16 protein-coding genes are annotated in these 19733 nt (G+C 56.6%); 7 read left to right on the top strand and 9 right to left on the bottom strand.

Translation table 11 applies throughout. The annotated features are described in order from the left end of the window. Positions 1 to 61: 61 nt before the first annotated feature. Positions 62 to 4738, top strand: a complete 4677-nt coding sequence (locus ACN0WW_RS14785) for an NAD-glutamate dehydrogenase (RefSeq protein WP_417613639.1) — start codon at positions 62 to 64, stop codon at positions 4736 to 4738. Here the strand turns inward: ACN0WW_RS14785 and ACN0WW_RS14790 are convergent. From ACN0WW_RS14790 to ACN0WW_RS14815, 6 genes are all read right to left on the bottom strand, one after another. Next, positions 4735 to 5940, bottom strand: coding sequence for a DUF445 domain-containing protein (locus ACN0WW_RS14790; protein WP_417613722.1), 1206 nt, complete (start codon positions 5938 to 5940; stop codon positions 4735 to 4737). The two genes, ACN0WW_RS14785 and ACN0WW_RS14790, sit on opposite strands and share 4 nt — an antisense overlap. 74 nt (positions 5941 to 6014) lie before the next feature. Next, positions 6015 to 9440 carry an efflux RND transporter permease subunit gene (locus tag ACN0WW_RS14795; protein ID WP_417613640.1) on the bottom strand — a complete coding sequence of 1142 codons (3426 nt, stop codon included), beginning with the start codon at positions 9438 to 9440 and terminating at the stop codon, positions 6015 to 6017. Between the two features lie 27 nt (positions 9441 to 9467). Continuing rightward, entirely contained in the window at positions 9468 to 10652 is a 1185-nt protein-coding gene (locus tag ACN0WW_RS14800) for an efflux RND transporter periplasmic adaptor subunit (protein WP_417613641.1), read from the bottom strand. 261 nt (positions 10653 to 10913) lie between these two features. Beyond that, positions 10914 to 11177 (bottom strand): GlsB/YeaQ/YmgE family stress response membrane protein, encoded by a 264-nt coding sequence (locus ACN0WW_RS14805; protein WP_417613642.1) that lies wholly within the window; start codon positions 11175 to 11177, stop codon positions 10914 to 10916. Between the two features lie 159 nt (positions 11178 to 11336). After that, positions 11337 to 11636, bottom strand: coding sequence for a DUF1153 domain-containing protein (locus tag ACN0WW_RS14810; protein ID WP_067203167.1), 300 nt, complete (start codon positions 11634 to 11636; stop codon positions 11337 to 11339). A 115-nt stretch (positions 11637 to 11751) separates the two neighbouring features. Then, positions 11752 to 12078: a hypothetical protein gene (locus ACN0WW_RS14815; RefSeq protein WP_417613643.1), complete on the bottom strand. Its 327-nt coding sequence runs from the start codon at positions 12076 to 12078 to the stop codon at positions 11752 to 11754. A gap of 195 nt (positions 12079 to 12273) precedes the next feature. Here ACN0WW_RS14815 and mnmA point away from each other — a divergent pair, with 195 nt between their 5' ends. Continuing rightward, on the top strand, positions 12274 to 13407 hold the full coding sequence (gene mnmA / locus ACN0WW_RS14820; RefSeq protein ID WP_417613644.1) for a tRNA 2-thiouridine(34) synthase MnmA: 1134 nt from the start codon (positions 12274 to 12276) through the stop codon (positions 13405 to 13407). A 1-nt stretch (position 13408) separates the two neighbouring features. Here mnmA and ACN0WW_RS14825 read toward each other — a convergent pair whose 3' ends face one another. Then, on the bottom strand, positions 13409 to 13777 hold the full coding sequence (locus ACN0WW_RS14825) for a hypothetical protein (protein ID WP_417613645.1): 369 nt from the start codon (positions 13775 to 13777) through the stop codon (positions 13409 to 13411). Between the two features lie 29 nt (positions 13778 to 13806). Between ACN0WW_RS14825 and ACN0WW_RS14830 the strand changes: the two genes are divergently transcribed. Then, the gene (locus ACN0WW_RS14830) at positions 13807 to 14949 is read left to right on the top strand and encodes a serine hydrolase domain-containing protein (RefSeq protein ID WP_417613646.1); all 1143 of its coding nucleotides are present in this window, start codon (positions 13807 to 13809) and stop codon (positions 14947 to 14949) included. Here ACN0WW_RS14830 and ACN0WW_RS14835 read toward each other — a convergent pair. Continuing rightward, positions 14946 to 15758, bottom strand: a complete 813-nt coding sequence (locus ACN0WW_RS14835) for a PhzF family phenazine biosynthesis protein (protein ID WP_417613647.1) — start codon at positions 15756 to 15758, stop codon at positions 14946 to 14948. The two genes, ACN0WW_RS14830 and ACN0WW_RS14835, sit on opposite strands and share 4 nt — an antisense overlap. Next, the gene (gene pdxH / locus ACN0WW_RS14840) at positions 15755 to 16330 is read right to left on the bottom strand and encodes a pyridoxamine 5'-phosphate oxidase (protein ID WP_417613648.1); all 576 of its coding nucleotides are present in this window, start codon (positions 16328 to 16330) and stop codon (positions 15755 to 15757) included. The genes ACN0WW_RS14835 and pdxH overlap by 4 nt, the downstream gene beginning before the upstream one ends. Before the next feature lie 103 nt (positions 16331 to 16433). On the opposite strand from pdxH, the gene ACN0WW_RS14845 reads away from it, so the two are divergent. From ACN0WW_RS14845 to fabI, 4 genes are all read left to right on the top strand, one after another. Continuing rightward, the gene (locus ACN0WW_RS14845) at positions 16434 to 16892 is read left to right on the top strand and encodes an ABA4-like family protein (protein ID WP_417613649.1); all 459 of its coding nucleotides are present in this window, start codon (positions 16434 to 16436) and stop codon (positions 16890 to 16892) included. A 69-nt stretch (positions 16893 to 16961) separates the two neighbouring features. Further along, positions 16962 to 17876 (top strand): DnaJ C-terminal domain-containing protein, encoded by a 915-nt coding sequence (locus ACN0WW_RS14850; RefSeq protein WP_417613650.1) that lies wholly within the window; start codon positions 16962 to 16964, stop codon positions 17874 to 17876. 2 nt (positions 17877 to 17878) lie between these two features. After that, positions 17879 to 18829: a YihY/virulence factor BrkB family protein gene (locus ACN0WW_RS14855; RefSeq protein ID WP_417613651.1), complete on the top strand. Its 951-nt coding sequence runs from the start codon at positions 17879 to 17881 to the stop codon at positions 18827 to 18829. A gap of 66 nt (positions 18830 to 18895) precedes the next feature. Further along, positions 18896 to 19699: an enoyl-ACP reductase FabI gene (gene fabI / locus ACN0WW_RS14860; protein WP_417613652.1), complete on the top strand. Its 804-nt coding sequence runs from the start codon at positions 18896 to 18898 to the stop codon at positions 19697 to 19699. Positions 19700 to 19733 lie beyond the last annotated feature (34 nt).

Raw genomic sequence — 19733 nt, forward strand, 5'->3', positions numbered from 1 at the left:
AGGCGCATAGAGTCCGGATACCGGCGGGTAGCTGACCCGTCTTGATCCACTTGGGGGATAAATGGCGACCGATAGCGCAAGCAAATCCACGCGTACCAGCGTAGACGTCGAGAGTTTGGAGCAAGCGCTGGTAGCAGCCTTTCGTGAAAGTGCGTTGCCCGGCGAAAATGTCGGTTTTGACGAAAGCGCCTGTGAAGAGGCTGCGCGTTTCACTCTGCGCTGTGCACAGGAACGCGACGGCAGCGAGGCCAGCGTATTGCTGGAAAGTGTCAGCGGCCAACCGAGTCAACGACATTTGCGTCTTGCCGTCGTCAATGACGACATGCCGTTTCTGGTCGATTCGGTGTGCGCGACGATTGCCGGGTTCGGCTTGACGGTCGAGCGGCTGATCCATCCTGTTGTCGCGGTAAGACGCGATTCCGAAGGTCGACTGGTCGAATTTGTCGAACAGGCAATCGGCGGCGAGAAGCGCGAATCCCTGATCTATATTGAACTGGAGCGGACCGATGCCCGTGTTCGAAGGGAGTTGGTCAACGCGCTGCGCGCAAACCTGAAGGATGTGGCTGCAGCGGTCAGCGATTGGCTGAAATTGCAGATCGTACTGGGCGACAACGCCGATGCGTTGCCGCCCGGAGAAGGCGCGACCCTGCTGCGCTGGTTCCTCGATCGCAACCTGACGCTTCTGGGCCATGAAATGGTCGACGCCAAAGGCGGTCGTACCCAGCAGCTCGGTCTCGCGCGCATGCGGTCGCAGCCGATTCTTTCTGAAGAAAGTCGGAGACGTGCGTTCGAATGGTTTGAAAATGGCGGCGAAGCACCACTTATTATCAAATCCAATCAGCTCTCGACCGTGCATCGCCATGTCCTGATGGATCTGATCATTGTGCCTGTCAGGAACAAATCCAGAATCGCGGCGCTCTCTATCATCTCCGGCATGTGGACCAGCGCAGCGCTTGCCGCTTCGCCCGAGAATATCCCGGTATTGCGTACACAGTTGACGCGCCTGTTTGACAAGTTCGGGTTCTCCGTTGCCGGTCATGCCGGCAAAAGTCTGACCCATGCGTTGACGTCGCTGCCGCATGATCTGCTGATTACGTTCGCGCAGGACGATCTGGAGAAGCTTGCGCTGATCTCGATGTCGCTGATTGATCGCCCGCGTCCGAAATTGCACAGCGTAATTTCGCCGCTCGCTCGCCACTTGTTTGCTTTCGTCTGGCTACCGCGCGAACAGCTCTCCACCGAGCGCCGGAAAAATGTTGAAAAAATGCTGACCTCCGCGACCGGAGCGAAAATATTGAGCTGGTCCAATACGCTCGAAGCGGGCGGCGTGTCGTCCTTGCGCTACACCCTCGATATGGGGGCTGATGGCAGAATTCCGGATCCCGACGTGCTTGATCAGGAGCTGGAAAACATGGTCCGGGGATGGAAACCGGAAGTGGAACGCAATCTTCGGGAGGCCGGCCAGGAAAACCGGGCTCCGGTTCTGGCGCAGCGTTATGCAGATTGTTTCCCTGCGGCCTATCAGACTACCTATGGGGCACTGGAAGCGGCCAAGGATATCCTGCGGTTGTTCAAGCTTGAGCGTGGTGGCCAGCGATCGACCCGGCTCTACCGGCTGGCGAGCGACGCCGACCATCTTTTGCGGTTGAAAATCTATCATCTCGGCGGAGCGCTACCCCTGTCGGATGCGGTCCCGTCGCTGGAAAATTTCGGTTTTACCGTCCTCGAATCCGTTCCAACCCCACTGGACGGCGGGCGTTTGGGTTATATTCATGACTTCCTTCTCGAATTGCGATCCGAGGAACGATGCCAAAAGCTGATCGCGCGGTCGGCAGAAATCGAAGCGGCCATCACCAGCGTACTGGACGGCGAGGCCGAAAATGATGCCTTCAACCAGCTCATCATCTCTGCGAGCATTGATGCACGCTCGACCGTATGGATGCGCGCGTGGTTCCGTTATCTGAGACAGACGGGTCTGAGCTATGGTCTCGCGACTGTTGTTGAAGCTCTGGCCGAGGCACCCGACGTCACGGCAGCGATGATCCGGCTGTTCCGCAGCCTGCATGATCCCGACTTCAGCGGCGATCGTTCAAGCGAGGCAATGGCGGCAACGCAGGATATAGAAGCGGCTCTGGTCGCGGTGCATGCGATTGATGATGATCGCATCTTGCGTCTGTTCCGCGCCGTCATCCAGTCCATATTGCGGACCAACGCTTTCGCTTATCAGGTTGGAGAAGCATTGGCCTTCAAGATCGAAAGCGCCAAAATTCCGGAACTGCCCGCCCCGCTGCCGTGGCGGGAAATCTTCGTTTACAGTCCTCGCGTTGAAGGTATCCACTTGCGGGCCGGTCCGGTGGCTCGTGGCGGTTTGCGCTGGTCCGATCGCCGGGATGATTTCCGCACCGAGATATTGGGCTTGATGAAAGCCCAGCGAGTCAAAAATGCCGTCATCGTTCCGACCGGGGCAAAAGGCGGCTTTTTTGCCAAGCAATTGCCGTCGGGCGAGGACCGCGATGCGTTTCTGGCGGAAGGTGTCGAAGCCTATAAGATCTTTATCTCCGCGCTTCTGTCGGTGACCGACAATATCGTCGACGGCAATATCGTCCCACCCGTCAATGTTCAGCGTCTTGACGACGATGATCCCTATTTTGTGGTGGCGGCTGACAAGGGCACAGCAAGCTTTTCCGACATCGCTAACCAGATCGCGATTGATCGCGGCTTCTGGCTCGGCGATGCGTTCGCCAGTGGCGGTAGCAACGGCTATGATCACAAGGCGATGGGGATTACGGCCCGCGGCGCCTGGGTATCGGTCCAGCGTCATTTCGCCGAGTCCGGTATCGATGTGCAGACGGCACCGGTTCGGGTGGTCGGCGTGGGCGACATGTCAGGGGACGTGTTTGGCAACGGCATGTTGCTGTCGAAGAGCCTGAAAATTGTCGCCGCTTTCGATCATCGCCATATTTTCATCGACCCTGATCCGGACTCAGCGAAAAGCTGGACTGAGCGCAAAAGGCTGTTCGATTTGCCGCGCTCCAGTTGGGATGATTATGACAAGAAATTGATCTCGAAGGGTGGCGGCGTATTCTCGCGCAGTTCGAAAACAATCCAGATTTCGAAAGAGATTGCCGCTCTGCTTGACCTGCCGAAGGATGAAGACACGACGCCGGCGAAGCTGATGACCGCAATACTGGCATGCAATGCCGATCTGTTGTGGTTTGGCGGAATCGGGACCTACGTAAAGGCCGCGTCCGAAAATCATATTGAGGTTGGCGATCCGGCGAATGACAAGATTCGGGTCAATGCAGAACAACTGCGCGTGAAGGTTGTCGGCGAAGGGGCCAATCTGGGCATTACCCAGGCGGCGCGGATTGCGTTTGCGGCGAAGGGGGGACGGATCAATACCGACTTCATCGACAATAGCGCCGGTGTCGATTGCTCAGACAATGAGGTCAACATCAAGATCGCGCTCAATGCGGAACTGGCCAGCGGCAATTTAACCTCGGACGCGAGAAATATTCTGCTGGAATCCATGACCGACGAGGTCGGCGAACTGGTTCTGGAAGACAACCGGCTACAAGCTCTGGGGCTTTCCATCGCCGAAATGGGTGGCTCCAAATCGCTGCCCTCTTATGTCCGGTTGATTGAACAATTTGAAGATCAGGGTCAATTGAACCGCGCAGTCGAGGGTCTGGCCAATAATGAAGACCTGATCCGTCGTGGTCAGGAAAACCGGGGACTATATCGTCCGGAACTGGCGGTCCTTATCTCTACCGCCAAGCTGGTCCTGCAGGACGCTATAGAGAATAGTGACTTGGGGGATGACCCGGGATTGAACAGCGACCTGCTCGCTGCCTTTCCGACCGCGATGCAGAAAGACCACGAAGGGGCGATTCTGAACCATCAGTTGCGGCGCGAAATCATCGCGACGAAACTGGCCAACCGGATGATCAACAGACTGGGTCTGATCGACCCGTTTGAACTGGCTGAGGAAGAAGGCTGTACCTTGGGTGAGGTTGCCCGCGCGTTCGTCATGGCTGAGCGCCTGTTCGACGCAGACCGCATGTGGCGTGAACTGGAAGTGGCAGAGATTTCCGAAGATATCCGGATTCTGCTGTTTGACCGTTTGGCTTATGTGCTTCGCTCGCACATGGCGGACCTGATGCGGATAGGTGTTTCCGATGACGGGATTGGCGAAACGGTCGAAATGCTGGCACCGGCAGTGACGTTGCTGAACGAGAATGTCGAGAGCCTGATCACCCCAGAAGGGCGATTGCAGGCGGCAAAGCAGACGAAAGACCTGATCGAGGCAGGGGCGACGGCCGATCTTGCGGACAAGATTGCCCATATCTACATGAATGACGGTGCGGCCGGGATCGCCTTTCTGGCCCACAGCCGGGAAATTGATGCACTCGATGTCGCGAAGGCTTTCACCACTCTGGGCAGTCAGTTGGGCCTGGACTGGGCGCAAATGACCGCAACGCGGATCAACCCGTCAGATCCTTGGGACCGTTTGCTGGTCGCAGGCCTGGCGCGCGATTTTCAGCAGATGCGTCTGGATTTTCTGCGCCGGACGCGCGGCAAGGATATGCAGCAGTTTGTCGAGAACTGGGCAGAGCGTAATATCGATCGCGTGGCGCAGTTCCGGAAGATCATGGACCGGGCGCAACAGACACCCAAGCCGTCGATCGCGATGTTGGCGCAAATTGCCGGCCAGGCGCGGCTATTGTTGTCGCGCTAGATCCAGTAACCGATCAGATGGAGCACCAGGCCGACCAGGCCGCCAACCAAAGTTCCGTTTACGCGAATGAACTGCAGGTCGCGGCCCACGGCGTTTTCCACGCGATCAGTGATCGTCTTGGTGTCCCAGGTGCGGATCGTCTCTGACACCAGTTTGACGATATTGTCGCCATAGCTGTTGACGACGCCGATGACGGCCCGACGACCGAACCGGTTGATCTGTCGATTGAGCTGCTCGTCCTGCTGCAGACTGACTCCAAGCTGGATCATCGCGTCACCAAACTGCCCGGCCAGTGCAGCATCGGGGTCACGCGCCGCGCGTAGGAGCGCTTCGCGGCCCTGTTCCCATATACCATCCAGCCATGAAGCGATGGCCGGATTCTCGATCATCTCGAGCTTCCATTCGTTGACCTTCTGTCGCAAATCCGGGTCGTGGCGCAGTTCGGACGCAAGTTTTTCGAGATTCTCTTCTGTCTTGGCGCGCACGGGATGGTGCGGATCAGCCGCCATGTCGGCGAGCAGTTTATACAAGCCATCGAGGACCTCGTTGGCCACCCGGTCGTCAAGGCCGGTCCAGCGCATCACTGCGTTGGCCCGGTCAGTCACGATGTTGCGAATGACCGTTTCATTGGTATCCAGCGTACGATAGGCCCAGCGTATGGCAGAATCGATAAGCGGCCCGTGGCGATTTTCGGCCATCACCGCCTCCAGGATTTGTCCCATTGGCGTGGCGATATCGAGGCCGACCGCCTGTTTTTTCACTGCACCCTTGAACATGGTGCCAAGGCGGTCCTTGTCCAGAGATGCAATAGCATCGCCCAAAAGACGCGAAGCACCGAATTTCAGCCGTCCCTCACCGCCGCTCGGCGATTGAAGGAAGCGTCCGATGCCACTGGCGAGATCGACGTGTCGCATCCGCTGGGCCACCAGCCGAGAAATCAGAAAATTGTCCTTGAGAAAATTGGCAAGCGTATCGCCAATGCGGTCCTTGTTCCGAGGGATAATCGCGGTGTGCGGTATCGGCAGACCCATCGGGTGGCGGAACAGGGCGGTCACGGCAAACCAGTCGGCAAGACCACCGACCATTGCAGCTTCTGCAAAGGCGCGGACAAATCCAATCGCGGGGTGCACAGCTTCATGGCTTTTCGACACGAAATAGATGATCGCCATGATCACCAGCATGCCGGTGGCGATGATTTTCATATCGCGACCGGCATTATTAGCACTGACCCCGGCGCTTCCGCCGATGCCGCTACCTGTCTTTGACGATACTGGCTTCACTCGGCCGGCTGGGCTTCTGCGTCGGGTCGATCATGCCGATCGTCACCGGCCTTGTAGGTGAGCAGCCGGTTGCGCAGCCATGGTCCGGAACGGCGCTCAAATCCGTCGGCAAGACTGAAGCCTGCGGGGACAATGACCAAGGTCAGGAGCGTTGAGACGATCAAACCGCCAATCACCACGACTCCCATGGGTGCGCGCCACGCCCCGTCACCGGACAAGGACAGCGCGGTCGGCACCATACCTGCGGTCATCGCGACCGTCGTCATCACGATCGGCTGGGCGCGCTTGTGACCGGCATCCATGATCGCTTCAAACTTCGGTACGCCCTTTTTCATTTCCTCGATTGCAAAGTCGATCAGCAGAATCGAGTTCTTACTGACAATGCCGAGGAGCATGAGCACCCCGATCAGGACCGGCATGGATAGGGATTGGCCCCATAGCCAGACCAGGAATATGCCGCCAAGCGGTGCCAGGGCCAAAGATCCCATGTTGACCAGAGGGGACATCACACGTTTGTAAAGCAGGACCAAGGTCGCAAACACGAGCAGAATTCCGGCGATCAGGGCAATGACGAAGTTGACCGCCAGTTCCTGTTGCCATTCATCTTCACCGAATGCTTCATTGGACACACCGGTCGGCAAATCTTTCATGATCGGCAGAGCGTAGATTTTTTCCATCGCTTCGCCCTTGATGACATCGGGAGCCAGATCCGCGCCGACGAATGTCCGGCGGTTCTGGTTGTAGCGCTGAATCGAGGTCGGGCCGGAGCCAAAGCTCACTGATGCCACCCGTCGGAGCGGCACGGTGCCACCGCTGGCGATCGGGATGGGCAGGTTCTCAATCGTCGTGAGATCGTTCCGCGATTCGAGCGGCAACATCACGCGGATCGGAATCTGTCGGTCGGAGAGTGAGAATTTCGCAGCGTTTTGATCGATCTCGCCAAGCGTCGCGATCCGGATCGTCTGACTCAGCGCTGCCGTTGTCACACCCAATTGAGATGCCAGATTGGTATAAGGCGTGATGATGATCTCGGGGCGGCTCAAGTCCGCAGCGATGCGCGGTGCCCGGATCAAATTAATGTCTTTCATCTGCTCGACCAGCGTGGCTGCAGTGGTTTCGAGCAAGTCGGGATCAGAGCCGGTCAGCATGATCGAGATATCGCGCCCTGTTCCGCCACCGCCACTTTGAGACTGGAAAGAAATCCGAGCATCGGGGATATTTTGCAGTTCGGGCAACAAGCTACGTTCGAATTCGATCGATGTTTTTTCGCGATCTTTTTTGAGAGACACGAAAACCGTTGCATTCGTTTCGCGGACGCGGGTCAGAGCGCGTTCAACCTCCGGCTGCGCATACATGAGGTCCGACACGCGATCTGCGATTTTCTCGGTTTGCTCCAGCGTTGTGCCTGGCACAACCTCGATCTGGATCCGACTGTTGTCCTCGTTGATCGTTGGCTGAAACTGCGCCGGCGTTATCGCGAACAATATGACAGTCAGGCCGAAAGCGACCAGGCCAACGCCCATCATCCATATACGGTGGTCGTAACCCCGGGCCCGGAAGCGGCCCGAACGGTAAGCATACCAGTGTGCAAAGCGGCCATCCACCAAACCGACTATCCGTTTTATCACCTCGGCGAGCAATCGCGCAGCGACAGTACCTACAATGATACCCGATATCAGGCTCAAAATTGCCCGCAGAAATTCACTGGGAATTAGCGTGACGAGCAAGCCGTTGATCGCGAACCCTGATATCCATCCGGACACCGCGAATGCGGCAAAAATCAATGCGAACAGCACGAAACCAACCAGATATTGCCACCAGGCGGCCTTTGCGGGAACAAGTGTCTCCCGGATCCGGTCCGCCTGCGAGCGGTCCAAGACCCATTGCAATATCTGCATATAGCGATCCATCCACGCGCCTTCGCCATGGTCCGCATGGCCTTTCGCTTTCAGGAAATAGGCGGCGATCATCGGGGTTATCATTCGCGCGACAGCCAGACTCATCAAGACCGAAACAACGACCGTAATACCGAAGTTCTTGAAAAACTGGCCGGAAATGCCGGGCATCAGGCCTACGGGCAAGAAAACGGCGACGATACAGAAAGACGTAGCGACAACCGCGAGGCCGATTTCATCCGCAGCGTCAATGGATGCCTGATAGGCGGTCTTGCCCATGCGCATATGGCGCACGATATTCTCGATCTCGACGATGGCGTCATCGACAAGGACGCCGGCCACCAGACCCAGCGCGAGCAGTGAAAGGAAGTTGAGATTGAATCCGAGCAGATCCATGAACCAGAAGGTCGGGATGGCCGAAAGCGGGATAGCGATCGCTGATATGACTGTAGCGCGCCAGTCGCGGAGAAAGATGAAAACCACGACCACCGCCAATATGGCACCCTCTATCATGGCTGCCATCGAGCTTTTATATTGTGACCGGGTATATTCGACGCTGGTGCCGAGAGGAATGAATTCGACGCCGGGATTCTCGGCTTCGATCTTGTCCATGATTTCCCGCGCTTCATCATAGACAGTAACGTCGGAAGCGCCGCGTGCGCGTGTCATCGAGAAATTGACGACCTCAACGCCTTTGACTTTGGAAATGGAACTGCGCTCGCCAAAGGAATCGCTGACATCGGCGACATCGGCGAGTTTTACGGTTTCGCCATTGCGCAAGGAGATTTGCGTTTGGGATAACTCGTACGCATCGCCAGCATTGCCCAGCACGCGGACCGACTGCCGGGTGCCGCCCACTTCTGCGCGCCCGCCAGCGGCGTTGATGTTGACCTGGCGCAGCGTGTTATTGATCTGGTTGGCGGTCACGCCCAGCGCCTGCATTCGGTCGGGCTTCAGGATCACGCGGATCTCGCGGTCCACACCGCCAAAGCGATCCACTTCCGCCATGCCGTTCACGGTCAGCAATCGTTTGGCCACCGTGTCATCGACAAACCAGCTGAGCTGTTCAACCGTCATGTCATCGGCCTTGACAGCAAAATAGCCGATCGGGCCGCCGACGGCGTCGACTTTGGATATCTGCGGTTCCAAAATACCTTCGGGCAACGACCCGCGGATCTGGTCGACCGAATTTTTGACTTCATTGACGCTGTCGTTCACGTCCTCGCCAATTTCAAACTCGACAAATGTCCGGCTGTTGCCTTCGCTTGCCGTCGAGCTGATATTTTTGACGCCGCTGATCGAGCGTACCGCTGCCTCGACTCGCTGGGTGATTTGATTTTCAATTTCGGTCGGTGCGGCGCCCGGCTGCGAGATGTTGACGGAAACGGCCGGAAACTCGACATCCGGGTTATTCACCACATCCATCCGGTTAAAGCTCAGCAGGCCGGCAAACAACAGGCCAGCAAACAGTACCAGCGGCACAACCGGGTTGCGCGTGCTCCAGGCGGAAATATTACGTAGGTTCATGGATCAGGCCCCAAATTTCCGCACGAATCAAGCGCCGCTGGCTTTTTTCTGGACTTCCGGTCGAACGGTTTCGCCAGGATTAAGGAAGCCACCAGCGCGGAGCACGACCTTTTCCGTTCCGGTCAGCCCGGAAGTGATCGAAAGTCCGGCACTGGACACGGATCCTATGACCACATCGCGGCGGACCGCCTTGTTGTCTGGACCGACAATATACACATAACTTCCCTTGCTATCGTTCAGAACCGCCGATTCTGGCAAGACTGAAGCCTCTGATGTCCCGCTCTCAATGCGCGCGTTGGCGAAGCCGCCCGGGCGCAAGGCGCTGTCATAGCCAAGCGCAATGCGGGTGATACCCTGGCGCGTTTGTGGATCAATGACGGGAGAAACCTGCCAAATTCGTCCGGTCAAAGTCTTGTCAGCGCCAACCGGCGTGACTTCAGTAACGGTTCCTACCGTGACATTGGCGAGATCGGCTTCACCCAGCTGGGCGCGCAACTCCATTTCGCCGTTCTGGGCCAACCGGAATAACGTGCCGCTGCCCTGGGTCACAGTTTGTCCTGGCTCGACGTTGCGTTCCAGCACAAAGCCGGCTTTTGGCGCTACGATGTTCAAGCGGCTGTTGCGGGCGCGGGTCTCGCTAAATTGCGCCTGTGCAACCCGCAGACGGGCCGCTGCAGCATCGCGTGTTGCGGTCAGCCGGTCGACATCTGCCTTGGAAATAAATCCGCGGTCAACCAGTTGCATGGCACGATCCAGATTGGATTGCGCCAGATTAAGATCTGCACGAGAAACGCCGATAGAGGCTTCAAGCCCCGCTGCTTGCTGAGACTGCACCGAACGGTCGATGCTGGCCATGACCTGCCCTTGTTTGACCCAGTCGCCGGCATCAACATAGACATTGGTCACCCGGCCACCTTCACCGACGACACTGACTGCAATTTCCCGTCGCGCGGCAAGCGTCCCGGTCGCGTTGATCGTTCGTGTAATTTGCTGCTTGCCCGGAGCCATTACTGTGACGGTCGGAGCCTGACTGGCTGCATCCTCGTCGCCAGCGCCAGCGTTACCGGTAAAATAATGGTAGCCGATATAGGCCAATAGCAGCGCCACTGCGACAGCCGCAGCTATAATCAGCCGCCGCCGGTTTGTGCTGCGTGCTTCTGCATCGTCTAAAATGGCAACATCTTCGCTGGGGATGGTCGATTCATAGTTCATTTATTTACTCTTCAGTCGGACTCTGTATCGCATTTTTGCGCCGCTTCACACAAAAGAATCGCGGCTTTTCTGGCCGGCGGAGGTTTTGCGTTAACTGTGTTACATCAATATGGCACCGGCGGCAAGCTGGAACAGGATCAGGCGATTTATTCAAGTCCGGGTTCGATCAACGGTCAACAGGATCATACGAAAGGGCCGATTCGCGAACGAACCGGCCCTGAATGATGAGTAATTTAGTAAGTTTCTGCAGAAAAGCGAGTATTAACGCACGCGTCCCCGCTGAATCAGGTTCAGGATCAAAAGCAAAACGACCGCGCCAACAAATGCCGTGAACAAGCCGATGATCGAAAATTCCTGAATACTGCCGCCGAAGCCAAAATAGCCACCAACGAAATTGCCGATTACCGACCCGATGATGCCGACAACGATGTTCAAGAACACTCCCATGGACGCATCACGTCCCATCACCATGCTGGCCAACCAGCCTGCAACACCGCCAACGATCAATGCAATAATCCAACCCATATAGTCCTCCTGTTTGTACTGCGTTTAGGTTTTACCCGTGTACGCGAATATAGTTGCATTCGTATATCGGATTTTTTGCAGCCGCTTGACAGAATCAAAAGGGCCGCCGAGGCATTTCCCTCGGCGACCCTTTTGATATCTGACGTCGGATATTGTTGCTCAGTATTTCTGCTGACGCTCGTACAAATCACGATAATGCTGGATCCGCGTGACGCGCAGGCCCGGCATGCCTGACCGATCCACAGCGCGCTGCCAGGAAGCAAATTCTTCCAGTGACAGATCGTATCGGTCGCAGACCTCATCAACGGACAGCAAGCCACCGTTGACTGCGGCGACAACTTCTGCCTTGCGACGTACCACCCAGCGCGTTGTGCCAGGCTTCGGCAAATCATCGATGGTGAGCGGTTCACCAAGGGGGCCGACAACTTGCGCTGGTTTTATTTTTTGATTTTCAATCATACTACCCTCAATTTGCCTTTCGGCATTTTACGCCGTTTACCGTTACGTCTAGACTTCGTAGCGGCAGAGATTTTCGATTACCTGAACCGCCAAGGTAAACGTCGTCTTCATACATTCAACTATTGTCCATTTTGTCGATTTCCCGCAGCGCCAGACCCGGCCGGAAGCAACCAGATTTAAACAAAAGTTGATCCGTGTGGCCTGAACTTTCTTTGCTTAACCTGCCTGCAAAAAAAGCCATGCGGTCGTCCATTGACGAACGAACGGCGGCTTTGCTGGCTCCCTTACCTCGGGTGGCAATGTCAAAGTCCCGAGCGGACTGACTGGATACCTGCCGGGCAATGGCGCCTTTGAGCAATGCTCGATGGTCCTCGGCGGGATTGGGGCCATCTGCACCTTCTTCTCCCGCTACCCATTTGCGGTTCTGGTGTGGAAAGTTCATATCCATAGCCGCTGGTCTAGCAGCGAAGATATAAACTAATGTAAAAGGGATCTTCACTTCGCCTTAGGACAGGTTAAGCAATCCTTCCTTGCATTCGACCAATTCGTGCCAAATTGGATCATATCAGGATCGGCATAAGCAAATGTTCGCTGCGCTGGCGCTGGCGACAGGATTTCTCTAAGGACGGCGATTGATATGACGGATCGAATTCACGGAAACTTTCAACTGGGCGATGACCTGACCGGCAAGCGGATCGTTGTGGCGATGTCAGGTGGTGTCGACTCCAGCGTTGTCGCCGCTCTGGCTGCGCGTACCGGTGCCGAAACCATTGGCATTACTCTACAGCTTTATGACCATGGTGAAGCGGTGGGACGAGTCGGAAGCTGTTGTGCCGGCCAGGACATTCGTGACGCGCGCGCCGTCGCCGATCGGCTCGGTATCGCGCATTATGTTTTTGATCATGCCAGCCGGTTCAAGGATTCGGTCATGGATGTCTTTGCCGATGAATATATGGCAGGCCGGACACCAATTCCCTGCGTACAGTGCAATATGGGTGTGAAATTTACTGACCTGCTCCAACTGTCGCGGGAACTGGGGGCGGATTGTCTGGCGACGGGCCATTATGTCCGGCGCGTTGCGACGCCCGAAGGCGCTCAATTGCATCGGGCGCTGGATCCCGCTCGCGACCAAAGCTATTTTCTCTTCGCAACTACTCAGGATCAGCTGGACTATCTGCGATTTCCACTGGGTGACATGCCGAAGACGCAGGTGCGCGAAATCGCTGAAGACATGGGGCTGGCGGTGGCTTTCAAGCCGGACAGTCAGGATATCTGTTTTGTTCCCAATGGCGATTATGCCAGCGTTGTCCGCAAGCTGCGACCGGATGCCGACGATGACGGCGAGATTGTCCATATCGATGGCACAATAATGGGCCGTCACAAAGGCCTGATCCACTATACGGTGGGGCAGCGTAAAGGCCTGGAAATTGGCGGTCAGGCTGAGCCGCTCTATGTGATCCGGCTGGAACCGGAAGCCAGGCGCGTGGTGGTTGGTCCAAAGCAGGCGCTCGCGGTTGCTTCAGCCTCGCTCCGCGATATCAACTGGATCGGCGGCGACTATGTTGGACCTGTCGACGTCAAGGTCCGTTCGATGGCCAAGCCGACGCTTGCCCGGCTCGAAGGGCAAGAACTGCAGTTTCACAATCCCGAATTTGGCGTTGCTCCAGGCCAGGCAGCCGTGTTTTACCATAAAGAGCGTGTCCTGGGCGGCGGCTGGATCAAGAGTACGGCCGCGGTTGAACAGCAGTGGTTAGCAGGCGCGGAAGTCTAGTTCACTCACGCTCCAGCTGTTCGTCCGTGAGCATTATACAGCCCCAGCCTTCCCTGAACTCAGCCGTCGCCGATTCGATCATGGGCACCGATGCAGTCACCCTTTTTTGTTCTCCGTCGACGTCCAGGCCGATTATTTCCATGCCCGGTTCAAAATCTTTCTCGCAATCCTTGATGTCCCGTCCACCAATATAGTGGCAGGAACAAGCGACCCTTGCACCATAGGCCGTTCCCACTTCCAGCTGTCCCTTGATGAAGGAATAATTATAGGCCAGCACAGCAATCAGGGCGATCAGAAAAAATGCTCCGACATAAAGAGCGATGCGCCATTTCTTCAGAGGTTCTCGCGATGTTTTTTTTACGGTTGCCATGGCGGCTTCTAATGGTGCAACGACACCGCATGCACAAGATTAAACTCGCCTTGTTATCGGTCCTGTCGATCGCTCTTTCCGGATGTGGCGCGAGCCAGGAACCAGCGCCTGAACCCCAGAAAAGTGCGGCTGAACTGGCCTATATATCCGACTCCAGCCCGGTTGCGAAAGCGCGGCTGGACAAAGCTATAGCGCCCCTTTTCAAAGATCCGGCCATGGCCGAAACCCGCGCTCTGCTGATCATGTACCGGGGAAAAATCATCGCTGAACGCTACGGCGAAGGCTATGATAAAGATACGCGATTCATCAGTTGGTCGATGGCCAAAAGCTTTACCGGTGCGCTGATCGGGTTTCTCGTCGCAGATGGTCGACTGGTACTCGATGATCCCGCTCCCGTCCCCGCATGGCAAAGGCCTGGCGATCCCCGTGGTCAGATTACCTTGCGGCATTTGCTGCATATGTCGTCGGGTTTGGATCATACGGAAGTTGCGGAGGAGGGCGGAAAGACGATCTTCGAGGCGGATACCAACCGGATGCTGTTTCTGGACGGGGCCCAGGATACGGCCGCTTATGCAGAGGCCCGCCCGATGGAGGCCACGGCAGGGGAGAAATTCGAGTATAGCACCGCCACCAGCAACGTTCTTTCCGACATAATCACCCGCACGTTGACCGACAGTTCTGATCCGCAAGTGCGGCGCGATGTGACTTTGCGTTTCATCCGGGGCCGACTGCTTGAGCCTTTGGGAATGGACAGCACCTATCCGGAATTTGATCCGAACGGGACGTTTCTGGGCGGCAGTTTCATTCACGCCACTGCCCGCGATTATGCGCGTTTTGGTGAATTTCTGAGGCACAATGGGGCCCGAAAGGGGGCCAAGCATCTGCCGGTCAACTGGGTTCAGTTCATGCGGACGTCATCGGAAAATGATCCAGCATATGGCGGCCATCTGTGGCTGAACAAAAAGCGTCCGGAAGGCCGGAATCAGGTGTTGTTCCCAGACGACGGGCCGGAAACGATCTTCGCCGCGCTCGGCCATCTGGGTCAGCAAATCGTGGTGTCGCCGGAACAGAAGCTGACCGTGGTACGACTGGGCAAGACGCAGGACGATGTGCTCGCACCGATGAGTGCCCAGATCGGTCGCATCATGGCGCTATTTCCCGTAGAGGGCTAGTTGCCGGAAGGCTCCGCCAGAGAGAAAGTGCCGTTTACTACCGTCACACAATTTCCGCCCAGCCAGGCGCGATCGCCGTCCAGACGACAGCTGACATAGCCACCGCGCCGGCTGGCCTGATAGGCTGTAAAGCTGGCGCGCCCCAATTGGCCGGTCCAATAAGGCGTCAGCACGGCATGGGCTGAACCGGTAACGCTATCCTCGTCCACGCCGCCGCCGGGAACGAAAACCCGACTCAGCACGTCTGTATCTTTCCCGGGCGCGGTGCAGATAAATTGTGCATTACCGAGCGCAGCGAGCCCTTTCAGATCGGGCTTGAGAGCCAGAACTTCGTCAGCCTGTTCGTAACGCAAGAGATGGTAGCGTCCTTCGTGAAATTGGGTGTCAACCGGGCTGCCGCCAAGAAGGGCGATGATTTCCGGCATCGCCTTCGGTGCCGGAGGATAGGCCGGGAGACCAAGGGTATAGCCATTCCCGTCGCGCTTCACCGTCAAGATGCCGGCCTTGCGCGTGCGGAACGTGACCTGTTGCCGGCCAGGGTCTTGCGACAATATGATGTGGCCGCTCGCCAGTGTGGCATGACCGCAAAGATCGATCTCCACCGCTGGAGTGAACCAGCGCAATTCGTAATCCGCTTCCCCGGTTGCATCGGGAAGATAAAAGGCGGTTTCGGCAAAGTTATTTTCCTCGCCGATGGCCTGCAGCACATCGTCGTCCAGCCAGCTCTCGAGCGGCATGACTGCTGCCTGATTGCCGGTGAAGGGGCGATCGGCAAAGGCATCGACATGATAATATGGCAGCTCTGTCATGGGTATAGCAGTCCGTCGGTCCAGCCTTCGCCATCGCGGACAAAGGCCCGCCGCTCGTGCAGCCGGTGCGCGCGGTCCTGCCAGAATTCAAACCGGTCCGGCACCAGACAATAGCCGGACCAGTGCGGCGGGCGCGGGACATCGCTGCCCGCGAAGCGCTCGGATACTTCCTGAAACCGGGTCTCGAAGGTTTCGCGGCTGTCCAATGGACGCGACTGGTCAGAGGCCCATGCGCCCAGCTGCGAATCCCGGCTGCGCGTCGCGAAATAGGCATCGGCCACGCTGTCGGCAACCGTTGAGAGGGAGCCTTCAATCCGGATCTGGCGGCGCAGGCTTTTCCAGTGAAACAAGATCGCGGCCTGCGGGTTTTCGGCTATATCACCAGCCTTGCGGCTTTGTTGGTTGGTGTAGAAAACAAAACCGTCGGGGCCATGGCCCTTTAACAATACCATCCGCGCAGAAGGCTGCCCGCTGGCATCGGCCGTGGCAATCGTCATGGCGTTGCTGTCATTGATTTCGGTTTCGCGCGCTTGAGTGAACCACTCGTCGAACAGGGAAAAAGGATCAGTCATGAAGACGCCTTTACCATCGTCGATCAGACCGGCAAACAAACAAAATTTTGTTTCACGACAAAGCGCCGTTTTCTGCTAAAAGCGGCACGATAGAGAGGGCGTTATGAACTGGGACCTGATATTCACGGCCGCCAATAATTATGCGTTGCTGATGTGGTTGATTCTGGCGTTGGCGCCGCGCCGGGAACCGGTATTGACCGGATTATTCTATGGCGGGATCGGGCTTTTGGCTTGCGCTTATGGGGTAATCATCATCCCGCTGATGACCGGGTTGATTGGCGGCAGCAGCGGCCAGGCGCCGGATTTCACGACACTCGGCGGTGTCCAGCAACTGCTCGCCAGCCCGGGCGGCGCGACCGTCGGCTGGATTCACTATCTTGCCTTTGATTTGTTTGTTGGTCTCTGGGTGGCCCGCAACGCGGACAAATACGGCTTTGCGCGCTGGCTTCAGATACCTATCCTGCTGTTTGTCTTCATGTTGGGGCCATTGGGTCTGGTTCTCTATCTGCTGCTTCGCTTCACCCGGCACAACAAGGTTGCAGATGCCGTTGTACCTCAATAAAACACTGGAGTTGAAAATCAGCGGAAACTTCCAATCTCTGCACGATAAGGATTTGAAAAAGGCTAAATAATGATCGATCCCTATCAAGCATTGGGTGTTGCCAAGGGCGCAAGTGACAAGGAAATAAAGAGCGCCTATCGCAAGCTCGCCAAAGAACTGCATCCGGACAGGAACAAGGATAACCCCGGAGCGACGGAACGTTTTTCCGACGTAACCAAGGCTTATGACCTGTTGCTCGACAAGGAGAAGCGGGCGCAATTTGACCGTGGCGAGATTGATGGTGAAGGCAATCCGACCGGTCCCTTCGGCTTTGGCGGTGGAGGCGGCAGCTATCATCGCGGTCCTGCAGGCCAGCAACCGGACTTCGGCAATGCCGGCGCGGATTTCGGCGATATTTTCGAAGGCCTGTTTGGCGGGGGCGGTGGCTCCCCCTTCGGCGGCCGTCAACGCACCGCTCCACCCCCCAAGGGGGCCAATGTCGCTTACCGGTTGAAGGTGGAGTTTACGGCCGCAGCGACGCTCCAGAAACAGCGGATCACGCTGGAAGATGGCAAGACCATCGACCTCAGCCTGCCCAAGGGTGTCGAAGAAGGCACGCAAATGCGTCTCAGCGGCAAGGGCCGGCCCGGCCCCGGCGGGAATGGCGACGCCATTGTCACGATCCACGTCAATTCGCATCCTTTCTACAAGCGTGACGGAGACAATATCACGCTGGAATTGCCGATCAGTCTGAAAGAAGCCGTGGAAGGAGCGAAGGTAAAGGTTCCGACCGTAGACGGTCCGGTCATGCTTTCGATTCCGGCCGGTTCGAATTCGGGCAAGACGCTGCGCCTGAAAAACAAGGGTTTCCATGGCAAGTCCGGGGTTCGCGGCAATCAGCTGGTCACGCTGATGATCGTTTTGCCGGAGAAGGATGAAAAGCTCGCAGAATTTGTCAAAGGCTGGAACCCGAAAGACAATCCCCGCGCCAGCATGGGTGTGTAGGCTTGGCTCGGACCAATCTGTCTGAACTTTCGCCCGAAGCCCGGCGGCAAGACAAGGGCGAGGCCGGGGTACCCTTAAACAGAGCCACAGAGGATCTGGCCGGTGAAGGTCTCAGCCGCCGGGCCATCATCGTTATCGAACGCACCGCTGTGGGCGTTTATCATGACGGTTTCACCTTTGCCGGAAATTTCGCCTACATGTCCCTGCTGGCGGTATTTTCCTTTTTCATTATCGCGGCTGCAATCGTCGGCGGTTTCGGTCAAACGGACGTCGGAACCGAGTTTGTCGAAGCATTTCTGGTGACTGTTCCGCCGTCCGTTGCAAGCGCGCTACACGACCCGATAAGAGATGCGATGACCGCGAGGACCGGGCCTTTGCTATGGCTCAGTGCGGGCATTGGATTGTGGACGACAACCAGTCTGATCGAGACTATCCGGGAGATTCTTCACCGGGCCTACGGGGTTGAGGCACAGCGTCCTTTCTGGGAATATCGGCTCACGTCAATCATGCTCATTCTCGTCTCGGTGTTTGTCGCGATGTTCGCGCTTAGCGCACAATTCGTACTGGCAGGCATCAGCGGGTTTCTGGGAAATTATTTTCAGGCGATTCAGGCCAGCGCGCTTTGGCTCTCCTTGTCCAATGCGGTGCCATTTTTTGTTCTGTTCGCAACGCTTTATCTGCTGTTCCGTCTGCTGACCCCCCGCCAATATCGGCCTCGCCAATATCCTAAATGGCCGGGTGCAGTGTTCATTAGCGGCTGGTGGCTGATGATCACCGGATTGTTGCCGGTATTTCTCAAATATGCAGCAAATTACCAGCTCACATATGGTAGTCTGGCAGGGGTTATCATAACCCTCATTTTTTTCTACCTCGTTGGCCTTGGAATGGTTATCGGGGCGGAAATAAATGCTGCTCTGGCCGAACGACCTTGGACAAAAGCGAATAGCGAATGATCCGCTGGAAAATCATTCAGATAGCGTTTATCAACAAGGAAAATTTGATTGCAGGAGGCTGCCGCGATGACTGAGTTAATGAATGGCAAGCGAGGCTTGATCATGGGGCTTGCTAATAACAAGTCGCTCGCTTGGGGTATTGCCCAGCAGCTCGCGGGTGCGGGTGCGGAGCTGGCCTTCTCCTACCAGGGCGAAGCACTCGCAAAACGCGTGAAACCGCTGGCTGCCGAGCTTGGCAGTGACTTTCTGATCGATTGTGATGTTTCCGATATGGCGGCACTGGATGCAGCCTTCGATCAAATCAAAGCGCGCTGGGACACGCTTGACTTTGTGGTTCATGCAATTGGCTTTTCGGACAAAAACGAGCTGCGGGGCAAATATGTCGATACCAGTCTCGATAATTTTCTGATGACGATGAATATTTCCGCTTATTCGCTTGTTGCCGTGGCCAAGCGGGCAGCAGAGATGATGCCCAATGGCGGTAGCATTGTCACCCTGAGCTATTATGGTGCCGAGAAGGTTATCCCGCATTATAACGTGATGGGCGTTGCCAAGGCTGCGCTTGAGACCAGCGTCAAATATCTGGCGAATGATCTTGGCCCCGACAATATTCGAGTGAACGCCATTTCGGCTGGCCCAATCAAGACACTGGCGGCCAGCGGTATCGGGGATTTCCGTTACATTCTGAAATGGAATGAATATAATTCCCCGCTTCGCCGCAACGTGACGATTGATGATGTGGGCGGCGCAGGTCTGTATTTCTGCAGCGACCTGTCTTCCGGAGTGACCGGAGAAACTCACCATGTTGATGGTGGCTACCATGTTGTCGGCATGAAACAGGAAGACGCGCCGGATATCGCGCTGGATTGATTATCACCTGTATTGGCCAAATGATCCATTCGGG

The sequence above is a fragment of the Parasphingorhabdus sp. genome (assembly GCF_048269865.1).
Lineage (GTDB): Bacteria > Pseudomonadota > Alphaproteobacteria > Sphingomonadales > Sphingomonadaceae > Parasphingorhabdus.